This window comes from Pseudoalteromonas sp. J2K-J031 (assembly GCF_058197095.2).
This window is the reverse complement of the sequence record NZ_CM200280.1, coordinates 713,456-727,018: the sequence shown is the minus strand read 5'-3', so window position 1 is coordinate 727,018 and position 13,563 is coordinate 713,456. Positions and strand designations below refer to the sequence as shown.

Sequence of the window (13,563 nt, the reverse complement as noted above, 5' to 3'; positions counted from 1 at the left end):
ACCTGTTAATTATACTTTTTTGGCTTTATAAAACGCCGTTTCACTTAGTATCTTACTGATCTGAATGCCAACTTCTGTTTATAACAATGTTGATAACCTGTGCTCATCCTGTATTTAACTTTAAAGGTAAGTATAATACTGATCTCTATGTACATATAAATCTGATCTTAACCAAGTAAAATACTGATCTAAGTTTTTATATATAATTCAAATATATCAGTTACTTAAGGTGGATTTATTCGCTCTTATCCTTTTATTACCTTAATACTAACCATATTCATCCTTATTTAATTATTCTAATAAAGTAATAAATTATTTTATTTATTACTTTATTAGAATGTCCTCTACTTTAATGGTTTACTTGTTTTTCAATGGACATTATACTATCTGCAATTAAGAGGGTTCATTGAATGACAATAAAAAAATCAGCGTTAGATACTTATAAATTGCTCAAAGCAACAGCGACAGTTGCAGAGCAATCTTTAGAAGGACGCATTCAACATTATCGAGCTCATATAAAAGCCGAAGACAAAGAGTTACGTACGTACACACAAAAAGCGGCAGCAGATTTACTAGGATGTAATAATAGAACCTTAAAAAGAAAGCATGACCAAGGTGATTTTGACATTCTTGATATAAAACGTGGAGCAAATGGTCACTACGCTTATACTTTAAGTAATATCTATGCAATGGCTGATATTATGGGGTTATCTCCGAGTCATCGTTCACCTAGTGATAAACTTCAAGTCATTGTGGTTAATTCTTTAAAAGGTGGCTGTGGGAAAACCACAAGCTTAGTGAATATTGCAGCAGCTTTAGCGACTACGAATATTAAACGTTACCGTATTGGTATTATAGATCTTGATCCTCAAGGCTCTTCTTCTAGTTTCTTCCCTCCTATTGCCCATGACCCAATCACGGTTGGTGATCTTATGCGTGATTGCATTGAACTTGATGAAAACGAAGTATGGTCAGATGTCGTTTCTTCTGCCTTTTTACCTACCCACATTCCTAATATTCGTATTTTACCATCAGGGATGGATGACTTTTATTTTGAACATGAAACAGCAACACAATTAAAAGATCATATTGGCTATGATCAAACGCGTCACTACCATAAATTATTAGAAAAAGTGATAGAACCTGTTGCTAGTGAATTTGATTTAATCTTAATTGACACAGCACCATCACTTAACTTCATGTTTTATAATGCATTAATGGCTTCTACAGCAATGTTAATACCTGTTCATCCAGAAGCGGTTGATTTCGATGCTAATAATAAATATTTGAAACGTTTAGGCGAGATTTATCACACAGTTGCGGCACTTGGCCATGATGGCTGGGATTTTATGCAGTTTTTAGTCACCAACTACGTCAAAGGCAACCACTCACAACGAGACATTGTTAAAGATGTAAGAAGTGCTTTTGGTCGTCAAGTAATGAGCTATCCGATAAATCACAGCGCTGCTATTACCGCCAGTTCGTCATCATTTAATACCATTTTTGATCAAAAAACGTCTGACAGCTTAGCAAGCAGAGAATCACTGATCAAAGCACAAGAAAATATAAAAGATGTTGTTGATGAGCTTGAAATGCTGATCCGTTCAAATTGGGCTTCGACCCAATGCACATTAGAGTCAGCATAAGTAAGGAACTTCCATGGTTAAAAAACGTAAAAATGACACTCGAATCGATCCATTCTCAACTTTTGTCGAAACGAGTAACCTTGATGCTTTACTTGAAAGTGCAAGTGTTGGTCAACAAATTACAATGCCAGCACCCGCAGATCCTACGCGATCAATCAAACTAACATGTAAGATCATTAAATATAATGAAATAGACCAAGTTACAAAGGTTTATGGTAAAAACCGTCGTGTTCAATCGTTATTAAATGAACAAGCGGTTGCTGATATCTTACCCGCTATCAAAGCAGATAAACGCAATCAACATCCAGCACTTTGTTGGTCAAAAGATGGATTTGAATATGTTCTTGCTGGCTCTCGACGCCGCAAAGCGTGTTTATTAGCCCATGCTGATTATATTGTTTTAACGTCTACTGATTTTACTGACGAAGATGCGAAAATTTTGGCTATATCATCAGATCAATACATCGCCCCAAGTTTATGGGAGCTAGGCCAAGCATACAGTGAAACAAAACAAGACTTGATTAACTTAGGCAAAAAAGGTTCATACCGCGAAATCGCTGAAATAGAAGGTGTTTCGCATACAGCCATCGCTGATGCGCTTAAAGCCTATGATAAAATACCCAATGAAGTCATAGCTCTTTACCCTACAGCTAATTTAGTGGGCCGTGAAGTAGCTAAAAAAATTATTGCGGCTATAGAGCTTAATCAATCAGCTTTTTTCGATTCTGTTGCTCAAATTAGAAATAATTTATCTCAGTATCAACAAGAAAGTGACGAAAAAACAGCCATAGCCTTAACAAAAGCGCTGGTAGAGCAGCCTGTTACGGTGTCTGAAACTCATCGTGAAAAACTCGAATTTAACAGCGAATATATTATCGGTCATCGAAATCAAAAAACCGGTGATTTAGTGATTAAAATAGATAATCGAGTACTGACAGATAAACGTTTTGAACAGCTAGAGAAATTACTAACAAATTTTAATTAAACTAGTCGATATGGTTAAACTGTTTATTTTTAAGCTTGAAGTTAGTATAAAATTGATCTGAGGTAAATTTATTACCTCAGATTTACCCTCATTTACTTCATATTATCATCAACTTGAGCAATTCTAATTTATACCTTTTAATGCTTTAGATCTCAGTTCTAACAGCATATACTGGCTGGATAATTCGATTTTTGCAGAGTGTTATGGCTAAAGGCTTTACCAAAAAAGATTTATTGTCCTTGTTTGATGAAATAAAAACAGAACAAGCCCGCGAATTTCCGCTTACTGAAATTTTTTTAAAGCGATACTTTAAACCTGCAGTACTCGAAAATGCTAAGCAATTTTTAACCAATAATCAAATTGGCCAAATTGATGCGAGTAGTGACTTTTCGCAGATCACCTCTGAAGTGTTTAATCATGTTTCAGAACCAAGTCATCAACATATACAAATTATTCGTGATAACGCGAATATCACCTTAAATGCGCATTGTTCGTGTAAAGTTCAGCGAAAATGTAAACATATTGCAGCTGTATTATTGAAGTTAAAAACAGAGCATTCAGGTGAATTTGGGCAGCATTATTTATTACACGACTGGTTTAATCAGCTCGAAAAATTAAAAGTAAATCAAAAGCCACAAAATAAAGATGTCATCTTATTTGTCATTGAGCCATTTAAAGACTCATTGGTTGTTACCCCAAAAGTTGCTTCAGTTGCAAAAAATGGCAAGTTTGGCCTTGGACGTTTATTGACCGAAAAACAGTTAAGCAGCCAAGTGACCCCCGAAAATATTGATGAAGCAGATTTTCGCTTAATTAGTTGGATCCGTTCACAAAATACTTTCGGTAAACTCATGCTCGAAGGGCAATGGGGAGCTATCGCCTTACTCAAATTGATAGCTACTGAGCGCTGCTTTTGGCAAGACTCTCGTGATCCTTTAGTGATGACACAAAGTCGGTCGCTTGAATTTAATTGGCACTCAGAAACTGATACTCTTTCGCTCCATGCCCATGTGATGGGAAGTAAAGCGTGGCAATTATTTAACACTGTCCCGCCTTATTTTATTGATATTGAGCAGTCTGTTATTGGTGAGCTCATCACACCCTTGCAAGGTGATGAAATTAAGCATCTTTTAACAATGCCGGTGATTAATAAGGCCATGCAAAGCCAGGTTGAAAAGCGTTTTAACCAGTTATTCGGTTTATCTGTTATCAAACAAGATGGCGAGGTAAGCCGTAAACTAAAAAAGTTATCAATTAAACCTATTATCAGTTATGACTCAATTCAACAAACTCCGTTGATACGCTTACAATTCCAATATCCAAACCAACTGTATAATAGCCAAAGTAATGCAGGAGTCAGTGCTGGTGAGCGCAACTTTAGTTTTGAAAACACCTGTATTAATCGACTAAAAAATGCTGGGTTTGTTGACTGTAAAGGCCCTTTACATGATGTTGAATATTACAGTTTGGCTATTTCAGCAGAGCGCTCAGCGCTGTGGCATTGTTTTGTGCATGAGATAGCGCTGAACTTGAAAAAAGATGGTTGGCAGATAAATGGCCAAGCGCTAGAGCTAAATGAAGTTTCTCAAGCTCAATTGTTAGTACACCTTAGCCGAGATAAAAAAAATAAACTTGTACTAGAACCTTACTTTTACTTATCAGAAAAACGCTATTCATTTGCTGATTTTCTCACTGTGAGCTCTCTATGTAATAATACAGCGCAGTGTTTTTATTACATTTGTTTGCCAAATGAGCATTGGGTGGCATTTGCCAAAGATGACGTTGAGATCTTACTTGGTTTTTATCAAGAGTTTTATCAAGGTAAAAAATATCCTAAACGCCTTAATTTACCCTTAGCTTATGCGCGAAAATTATCAGGCTTACACAAATCTCAAATTACCAGTGACGAACCTAACCTGCTAGAGCTTACTCAGCTGGTCGCAAAAGACGATTTTGGTGCAAAGCTACAAGTACCTAAAAAGCTCAATGCTACGCTGCGTGACTATCAGTTACATGGACTTCACTGGTTGCGTTTTTTAAAAAAATTCCAATTAGGTGGCATTTTAGCGGATGATATGGGCCTTGGGAAAACCTTGCAAACTATCGCTTTTTTACTTGCTGAGCAGGGTAAAGCAAAAAGTAAGTTGCCTTCTTTAATTATCTGTCCAACTAGTTTAGTTAACAATTGGCTGCAAGAATTACAGCGTTTTGCCCCAAGTTTATCGGTTGTTGTTAGCTTTGGTAGTCAACGACAGAAGCAGTTTGTTAAGCTTTCAAAAGCCGATTGCATCATTACCACCTACCCTTTGCTTGTACGTGATGAAGCCATTTTTAATGATTTAGTGTTTGAGCACGTTATTTTAGATGAGGCGCAAACCATCAAAAATATTAATGCTAAAGTATCTCGTCATGTTAAAGCGCTAAATAGTAATTTTAATTTGTGCCTAAGCGGGACTCCGGTTGAAAACAACTTAAGCGAGCTTAAATCCCTGCTAGATTTTGCAATGCCAGGATTATTACCGTCACAAACCCACTTTAAAGAGTTTTATCAAACGCCGATTGAAAAAGAGCACAATCAATTACGCGCCGATCAACTTAAAGAGCTGGTTAAGCCTTTTTTGTTGCGTCGAACTAAAGCACAAGTCGTCACTGAGTTACCGGCAAAAACTGAAATGGTCAAAATGCTCGAGTTGATGCCTTCTCAGCAAAAATGTTATGGCGAAATCCGTCAAAAAATGGAATTTAAACTCAAAGATCTCTTTGCTGAAATTGGGATTGATAAAAGCCGCTTAGCATTTCTTGAGGCCTTGTTGAAATTACGGCAAATATGTTGTTCGCCTCAATTGTTAAGCGACAATGGATCGCAGTTTAGCTTTACAGATAGTACAAAGCTCGATTGGCTTGCAAAACACTTACCTGAAATGCTGCAACAAGGCCGTAAAGTCATCATTTTTAGTCAATTTACGAGTATGTTGAGTTTAATTGAGCAGCAGTTACAGTTACTTGATTTAGGTTATGCAATTTTAACCGGCCAAACTCGTGACCGCCAAAGTGCGGTGGACTCTTTTCAGCAAGGTGAGAAAAGTATTTTTCTAATTAGCTTAAAAGCCGGAGGCACTGGGTTAAATTTAACCGCTGCTGATACCGTTATTCATTTTGATCCCTGGTGGAATCCAGCCGTTGAGCAACAAGCAACCGATAGAGCGTATCGAATTGGTCAGAAAAAACCGGTGTTTGTTTATAAATTAATTTGCCAAGATACTATTGAAGAGCGAGTTTATGAAATGCAGCAAAATAAAGCCGCATTAGCCGAATCGTTTTTTGATGCGGCCAGTAAGCAATTTAGTGTGAGCTCTGCTGAAGAAATTTTAGCGTTATTAAAATAATTTAATTATTTTTTGAACTTATAACTGGTTACTCGGTCTATCTTAATAGTTGTGATTTGTTACTCGTTACTGGTTTCAATTTGTTACTCCTTTGTTTGTTTTTGTCTAAAAGCCAACCTAATTAGGTTGGCTTTTTCTTTTTATAAATTTTTGAATTGCCAGTGTAAAACTACCGGCTAAAATCCCCCATAGTGGCGAGCCAATATTCATTAGCACTAAATCTGACGCAGTAACCAAAAAAGTGATCATGGCAGCTTCTAAATAATAGGTTTCAGATAACGCTAATTTTAAGCTGCTTGCTATGGTGCTAAACAATGCGATACCCGCTAAGGCAAGAATGAAAGCACTTGGCAGTGCATCTAAAACGCTTATTAACGTACCGCTGCCAATGGCAAGCAATATGTAAAAGAATCCGGCTGCAACACTGCCTAAAAACCGTTTTTTTGGGTCTGCATTCACTTCGGGGGTCATGCATATGGCTGCAGTGATGGCCGCAAAGTTAATCGCATAACCGCCAAAGGGTGCTATTAGTATATTTGTGGCGCCTGTAATGGATAATGTTTTTGAGATTGGCACACGATAATCATGCGCTTGCATAACAGCAATACCAGGTAGGTTTTGTGATGCCATAGTCACAATAAAAAGGGGTAAACCGATATTCAATAGCGCAGGCAAGCTAAATTGAGGTTGAGTGAAATGTAAGGTTGCTAGCGTAAACTCTAGAGAAGCAAAATTCAGTAATTGTAAAAACCAAGCCGAAATCAAGCCTATCGCGAGTACCAAAATCATACACCATTTTGGGCTTATCAATTTAGCAAAAAGATAAGTGGTTAACATGCTTGAGATAAGCACCGTGTGCTGCGGCAATAAATTAAACACTGCAATCCCAAAGCCCACTAAAATACCAGCAAGCATTGCACTGGCTAAAGGCAATGGAATACGGCGCATTAGTTTTTCAAATGCACCCGTTACACCAGAAATAAAAATAAGTACCGCACAAAAAATAAACGCACCAGTCGCTTGCTCAAGTGTAAAACCTTGCGTGCTTGAAATGAGCAATGCAGCTCCTGGTGTTGACCAAGCAATTAAAATAGGCACACGGTAAAGCACTGATAACGAGATCGAAAGTATTCCCATACTTAAACCCAGCACTAAAAGCCAGCTTGCAACTAAATTAGCATCGCCGCCTAAATTAATCACAGCTTGGTAAATAAGCGCTATTGAACTCGCAAAGCCAATTAATACGGCAATAAACCCTGCGGTTAATGCATTTACACCTTGGTGTATTTGTTGCATTTTTGGCTGTTATCCTGTGCGTTATAACGTATATTGATTTTAAACTAGCATTGTATGTTATAACGCACAAGCTGCCTTTGGTTATTTTTTGATACTTTTCTAAGGTAATATTATGAATATTCAGCCCTACAGCCTTGATGTTGGCAGGCAGTTAAAATTGGTCCGACAACAGCGTAATTGGAGTTTAGATTATTGTGCGCGCCATACAGGCGTATCTAAAGCTATGCTCGGTCAAATCGAGCGAGGAGAATCAAGCCCAACGGTGGCTACGCTTTGGAAAATTGCGACTGGCTTTGCTTTGCCCTTGTCTTACTTTTTATCAAGTGAGGGTTTAAGCACAGGGCTTAAAGAACCAGATGATACTTTTGCTCACAGTTCATCCTCCTCAGATGATTTACAAATAAAAACCTTGCTGCCTTTTGCAAGCGATACTCGGTTAGAGTTGTTTCAGATTGTGATTAAGCCAAATCATAGTCATTTATCCTTAGCTCACAATCAGGGGGTGATAGAGCATATTGTGGTGTTAAGCGGTGAAATGGAGTATTTGTGCAACGAAAAGTGGATGTGTTTAACTGCTGGTCAGGTCGCTAAGTTTTATGCCGATCAGCCTCATGGTTACCGTAACCAAACGCAGCAAGCAACACTGTTTCATAATTTAATTTTCTATGGGAACTAACGCACTAAAAATAAAAGTTTTTATCAGATATTAAATAACCTGAGCTCTGGATAATAAATTTATCTCCAGCGGCTACTTTCAACGCTAACCGCGTTGAATTTACTTACAATAGGCCAGCTATTGACGCGTAAATTCGCCTTGTTATCCTTAAAAGTTTCCGGCTACAGACTTGAAAAAACATTGACCAATTCAATATCAATACGTTAGTAAATCTCTTAACCAAAGCTCAAGTTAAATAATAATAAAAAGATTGAAGATTTTTTTGAACTTAATGAATTATCGCTAGTCTATATTTACAGTGCTTAGGCGCTATCCCTGATAGTTAGATTTCCCCCTTTGATTACTAAATTTAGTAATAATGGCCAACCAATAGGTTGGCTTTTTGTTTTGTGTGCTCGAAATTTTTTGTTTCAGTCTGTCGTAATAAAAGTATGTTTTTATTTTCAATTTATATTGAACTAAGTGATTTTAGTGCGGTCTATTAATACAGTTGAACTGCGTTATCCCTGTTAGTTTTAAATTGTTTTCCCCCGATTGATTACTATTTATAGTAATGTTGAAGCCAACCTTTTTAGGTTGGCTTTTTGTTTTTTCATTGTACTATCAACAAGGTATTTTTATTGGAGCTAGGCAATGAGAAAAGATGACTTAGTACGATTTCAGTTAATAGAAGTCATTTTACTTTGGGAGGGCCGTTTAACTGCGCGCCATTTAATGGATTATTTTTCAATTAGCCGCCCTTCGGCGCAAAAAAGTATTACTGATTACAAAGAGGTTAATCCAACGGGATTTGAACGCAGCAATAGTGAAAAAGGCCACCTTGCTGTAGCAGGGTTTGAACCTTTGTTTATCTCACGTGATTTTAGTCAATATCAGCAATTTTTTGCAGCGCAGCATGGATCTGGCTCTGCATCGCACTTTGCAATTGAAGTGCTGCCTATACCGCAGCGTAATATCACGCCTGAGTGGGTGCGTCCTATCTTACTGGCCATTAAACAATCCCTGCGTCTTGATATTGGTTATTTGTCTTTATCAAGCCCTGATTATGAAGACCGAATTATCCAACCCCACAGTATTGTTTATGATGGATTTCGCTATCACGTTCGAGGATTTTGTGAGAAAAATCAGGACTTTCGCGATTTCGTACTATCGCGTTTTAATGGTGAATTTGTATTTGAGGGTGAGGCAACGCACACTGGCGCTGACGATACACTTTGGCATACGTGGCTTGATGTCGTTATCTGCCCAGATCAGCGTTTAGGGTTAAAGCAACGTCAATTCATTGAGTTCGATTATCAAATGCAAGCTGGTAAAAAAGTGATCCGCACCCGTGCTGCATTACTCAATTATTTATTACAGCGCTTAAGAGTTGATATTTATCAAACAGATGCGCAATCGCAGCAAATTATTATAGAACCTGAATGTCGCAAGGTCCTGTCGCCATTTTTAAACCGCTAAGGATTAAAATAACCATAAAGTAGCCCAGCTTAGCACTAACATGCTCAATAAGCTCAGCGCTTCTAGGATTGGGATGATTATCTTAGTACTCCAATCTTTATATTGTTGTTTTTTTAGCTGCGTAATTTTATGGCTAATAAACGCTATTTTTTCAGGTTTTACCCAAGCTGGATTAATTGATCGATAGGCTTGCTGTAATTGTTTTAATTCTTGTGCAATTTCACTCATGCATTTGACTCGTTGATGTTTGTATATCGCCATTTAAGCGGATAAAAATCATCTTGAATAGAGCCGATTTTTTGACCTGTAAAGGCCCTTTACAGTATTGAGCGCTTCTGCTGATAAATGGACCATTATTGGCTGATTATATGTAAAGATCTTTTACATATCCTGCTCTTAGTTGGGATTTGATAGTCGCCTCAACGCCATTCAAGGGTATAATCAACTTTATAAGAATAACGGTAAAGGTATGTTATGTCGGTTGAATTTTCTTGGTTGTACTTGCAGCCTTATCTATTAGTTGCCTCATTTCCACTGTTGCTTTGTGCTTTAGTGTGTTTTTTTAAAGTTCGTCACCTCAATCAGATTTTATCCGATAGCGAAAATAAGGTGCTCGAATTAACAACGCTCAATCAAGACAATCAAATCGCATTGGCGCATGCTAAAGGGATAGAGCCGCAGCTTGAGTATCTCAAATCTGAGTTGCAAGTTGTGCAGTTGAATAATCAAGAGTTGCAGATTGAATTGCGTACGAGCAAAGAGCAGCAACAACATTTTAAAACGCGTTTAATTGAGTCGCAGCAACAAAGCAAACACTATCAGAGCCAATGGCAAAGTAGCCAGGAAAAATTAACCGATTTATCGGTGCAGTTAGCTGCTTTGCAAAGCAGTTTAGTTGAAAAAGAATTGAGTTTTAATGCACAACTAGCGCATATTGCGACCAGCAAGGCTGAGTTAGGTAAAGAGTTTGAAAACCTAGCTAATCGGGTTTTATCGCAAAAAAGTGCAGAATTTAAAACACTGAATCAAGAAAGTGTGCAGCAGCTATTGCGACCTATGCAAACTGAAATGAAAGGATTTCGTGATAAAGTTGAGGCAATTCATAGTGAAGAGTTAAAGCAGCGTAGCGAGCTTAAAACCGAGTTAATTAACTTACAAAAATTAAATCAAGATATTACCGCACAGGCTCAACAACTCACTAATGCATTACAAGGACAAAAAAAGGTGCAAGGCAATTGGGGTGAGCTAATGCTTGAAAACGTGCTCGACAGCGCGGGATTAAGGTTAGGCCTTGATTACAAGCGTGAGGTTAATTTTCAAACCGATGAAGGGAAGCTTCGTCCTGATGTGGTGGTGTATCTTCCTCAAAACCGCCATTTGGTTATCGATGCTAAAACATCTCTATCGGCTTATACCCGTTATGTGAATGCAGAATCAGAACTAGATGCACAAGTTGCTTTAAAGCAGCATGCGCAAGCTATGAACGATCGCATTAATGAATTATCGAATAAAGATTATTTTAAGTTGCCGGGATTAAACTCGCCTGAAGTGGTGGTGCTATTTGTGCCAATCGAATCGGCTTATGTTGAGGCGTTAAAATACCAACCTGACTTGTACCAAAAAGCGATAGAGCGCCAGGTTTTAGTTGCAACCCCGACAACGTTACTGACCAGCCTTAATATTGTTAAACAACTGTGGCGTTTTGAAGATCAAAGTAAGCATACGGCGGAGCTTGCCAACAGAGCTGAGCGTTTTTATAACAAACTCAATAGTTTTTTATCGAGTATGCAAGGTGTTGGTAAGCAACTTGATAAAGCTAAAGAAAGCTATGATAAAGCATTTGCACAGCTTTACAGCGGTAAAGGCAATTTAATTAAACAAGCGGCTGAATTTAAAGATTTAGGTGTGAGCGTGCAAAAAGAGCTCCCTGCCCCGTTGGTTGAGCAAGCACATTTAGAACTCGGTACTGCAAATAAGGATGATGAGCCTTCGGTACTGCAATTTAATAGTCAATCTGTCACTCATTTTAGGGAGTAATGTTATGAGCTATCAAGGAAATGATTTTTACTGCGATCAAGTATTGAGTGGCAAAATTAAGCCAAACATAGTTAAAGAAGATGAGCACTGTCTCGCTTTTTATCATACCAAACCCTTTTGGCCTGTGCATATTGTGGTGATCCCCAAGTTACATGTGCCTTCTTTGACGCAACTTGGGCCATACAGCGCAGCTGATTTACAGCATTTAATCGGTTTTGTAGCCGAGGTCGCTGCTATGGTTGAAGCGCAATATGGCGCAGCACGAGTGCTTACTAATTTAGGTCAATACCAAGATTCAAAACATCTTCATTTTCATGTCAATTTTGGTACTCCTAAGGAGGCATAATGGCGTTAATGAAACATGGGTTAGGTGAACCTGCCATCACCCGTATCGCCAATGCCATTGCCGGTGTAGACCCAAGCTTTGATGCTACCTTATTTATCAAATCAGCATTATGTGGTTTGGATGATTTAGCGCTCAAACAGCGCGTAAACCATCTTATTGAGTGTTTGCATCGTGGTTTAAAAAAAGATTTTGGCTCAGTCTGCCAGCTTTTTGTCGCGGTTATTCCTTATTGGCAAAAATCGGTATCAAATGAGCCTCATTCTACTTTTGCTGCTTGGCCGCTGGTTGATTATGTCGCCAAACATGGTTTAGATGAACCAGAGCTTGCACTTGATACCTTAAAGCAATTAACGTGTTTGTTTTCGGCCGAGTTTGCAATTCGCCCTTTTATTGAGCGTTACCCTGATCTTTGCCATCGTTATTTTTTAATTTGGGTAAAAGATGAATCCGAGCACGTGCGCCGCTTAGTATCTGAAGGCACGCGACCGAGATTGCCTTGGGGGCAGCGTTTAACTGTGTTTATTGACGATCCTACACCTAATTTAATGTTGTTAACCGCGCTTAATAATGATTCAAGTTTGTATGTGCGTCGCTCTGTTGCAAATCATCTTAATGACATTACAAAAGATCATCCGGATGTTGTGCTTAACACCTGTTACGCATGGCAATTAAAGTCTAGCCCGCAAACACATTGGATTATCAAACATGCAACGCGTAGTTTAGTTAAACAAGGTCACCCCGAGGTCTTTAAATTATTAGGTTATGGTGAAAATGTTGCGCTGATGCCTGTGGCTTTGTCTATCACACCATCACACATTGCAATGGGCCAAGTCATTGAGTTTGAGTTTTGTATCCATGCAATGGGTGATAGCGTTCAAGCTTGCGTTGTCGATTTCGCGATTGATTTTGTCAAAAGCAATGGCAAAACCAGCCGCAAAGTGTTCAAATTAAAAAATATCAGGTTACAGCCAATGGAGGCTGTGCACTTTAAAAAAAGTTTTTCGTTTAAAAAAATCTCTACACGACAATATTATGCAGGTAGTCATCAGCTTAGTATTTTAGTTAACGGCAATGAAGTTGCTTCACAGACTTTTATGCTGACAACGCCTTAATTGTTTTATGTATTACTCAAGGATTGCAGATGAAAAAACTTAAAAATGAAAGTGGGCTGTTAAAAAAAGCGATTGTTATTGGTGAGAAATACGCGCTTAATCGCGGTTTTAAAGGATTTGAACCAACGGTATCGGCCAATCAAAAAGTCGAAATTTTGTATCGTTTACTTATCAATGACAAGCTCATTCAACCTCTGGCGTTCGGCCATGAAGATATCCCTCACATGAAGCATAAATTGGCGATTTGGATCGCTAAGCAATTACCCAGTGATCATCCATTACTGCAATAAGATAGGCTTATTTATGAATGAAAAACATAACAATAAAAAAGAGTTATTAATTCTGCCCTTGGTATTAGTGGCAATTTTAATTCCTGTGGTTGGTCATTGGTTAATGCAACCGCGTTTATCGGATCATGATTGGTTAGTTTATACTTTGGCCGCACTGCCTTTTTTATTGTTTGTGTTGGTTATTTGGGCTTATAAAATAGCAGTTAAAAATGATCAATAAACGTCGTTATACTTCTTTGCGCTTTGCTTGAGATGAATTTACCCAATACGGGGTTGATTTATTAAAAGCAAAGCAAGGTAATGCAATACAGTTTAATGAGTTACACCTAAA

General features: G+C 38.1%; 12 protein-coding genes. 10 read left to right on the top strand and 2 right to left on the bottom strand.

Annotated elements, in window-relative coordinates; translation table 11 throughout:
• Positions 1-410 precede the first annotated feature (410 nt).
• From AC3KZC_RS20435 to AC3KZC_RS20425, 3 genes are all read left to right on the top strand, one after another.
• A complete protein-coding gene (locus AC3KZC_RS20435) occupies positions 411-1,646 on the top strand; it encodes an AAA family ATPase (RefSeq protein ID WP_490577210.1) in 1,236 nt (411 codons plus the stop codon).
• Positions 1,647-1,659: 13 nt separating this feature from the next.
• Positions 1,660-2,631, top strand: coding sequence for a transcriptional regulator (locus AC3KZC_RS20430; RefSeq protein WP_490577209.1), 972 nt, complete (start codon positions 1,660-1,662; stop codon positions 2,629-2,631).
• Positions 2,632-2,834: 203 nt separating this feature from the next.
• On the top strand, positions 2,835-6,017 hold the full coding sequence (locus AC3KZC_RS20425; protein WP_490577208.1) for a DEAD/DEAH box helicase: 3,183 nt from the start codon (positions 2,835-2,837) through the stop codon (positions 6,015-6,017).
• 117 nt (positions 6,018-6,134) lie between these two features.
• Here AC3KZC_RS20425 and AC3KZC_RS20420 read toward each other — a convergent pair whose 3' ends face one another.
• Positions 6,135-7,313 carry a benzoate/H(+) symporter BenE family transporter gene (locus AC3KZC_RS20420; protein ID WP_490577207.1) on the bottom strand — a complete coding sequence of 393 codons (1,179 nt, stop codon included), beginning with the start codon at positions 7,311-7,313 and terminating at the stop codon, positions 6,135-6,137.
• A gap of 112 nt (positions 7,314-7,425) precedes the next feature.
• Here AC3KZC_RS20420 and AC3KZC_RS20415 point away from each other — a divergent pair, with 112 nt between their 5' ends.
• Together AC3KZC_RS20415 and AC3KZC_RS20410 are read left to right on the top strand one after the other, a co-directional pair.
• Positions 7,426-7,989 (top strand): helix-turn-helix domain-containing protein, encoded by a 564-nt coding sequence (locus AC3KZC_RS20415; protein ID WP_490577206.1) that lies wholly within the window; start codon positions 7,426-7,428, stop codon positions 7,987-7,989.
• Positions 7,990-8,622: 633 nt separating this feature from the next.
• Positions 8,623-9,447, top strand: coding sequence for a BrxR family helix-turn-helix transcriptional regulator (locus AC3KZC_RS20410; RefSeq protein ID WP_490577205.1), 825 nt, complete (start codon positions 8,623-8,625; stop codon positions 9,445-9,447).
• 3 nt (positions 9,448-9,450) lie between these two features.
• On the opposite strand, the gene AC3KZC_RS20405 is transcribed toward AC3KZC_RS20410, so the two are convergent.
• Positions 9,451-9,675: a hypothetical protein gene (locus tag AC3KZC_RS20405; RefSeq protein WP_490577204.1), complete on the bottom strand. Its 225-nt coding sequence runs from the start codon at positions 9,673-9,675 to the stop codon at positions 9,451-9,453.
• A gap of 246 nt (positions 9,676-9,921) precedes the next feature.
• On the opposite strand from AC3KZC_RS20405, the gene AC3KZC_RS20400 reads away from it, so the two are divergent.
• From AC3KZC_RS20400 to AC3KZC_RS20380, 5 genes are read left to right on the top strand one after another with little or no spacing between them, the layout of a single operon-like run.
• Complete coding sequence (locus AC3KZC_RS20400) at positions 9,922-11,484, top strand: DNA recombination protein RmuC (RefSeq protein ID WP_490577203.1); 1,563 nt, start codon at positions 9,922-9,924, stop codon at positions 11,482-11,484.
• Between the two features lie 4 nt (positions 11,485-11,488).
• On the top strand, positions 11,489-11,830 hold the full coding sequence (locus tag AC3KZC_RS20395; protein ID WP_490577202.1) for an HIT family protein: 342 nt from the start codon (positions 11,489-11,491) through the stop codon (positions 11,828-11,830).
• Positions 11,830-12,942, top strand: coding sequence for a DNA alkylation repair protein (locus AC3KZC_RS20390; protein ID WP_490577201.1), 1,113 nt, complete (start codon positions 11,830-11,832; stop codon positions 12,940-12,942). Before AC3KZC_RS20395 ends, AC3KZC_RS20390 begins: the two co-directional genes overlap by 1 nt.
• A 29-nt stretch (positions 12,943-12,971) precedes the next feature.
• On the top strand, positions 12,972-13,232 hold the full coding sequence (locus tag AC3KZC_RS20385; RefSeq protein ID WP_490577200.1) for a DUF5062 family protein: 261 nt from the start codon (positions 12,972-12,974) through the stop codon (positions 13,230-13,232).
• Between the two features lie 13 nt (positions 13,233-13,245).
• Positions 13,246-13,452, top strand: coding sequence for a hypothetical protein (locus AC3KZC_RS20380; RefSeq protein ID WP_490577199.1), 207 nt, complete (start codon positions 13,246-13,248; stop codon positions 13,450-13,452).
• Positions 13,453-13,563: the final 111 nt, after the last annotated feature.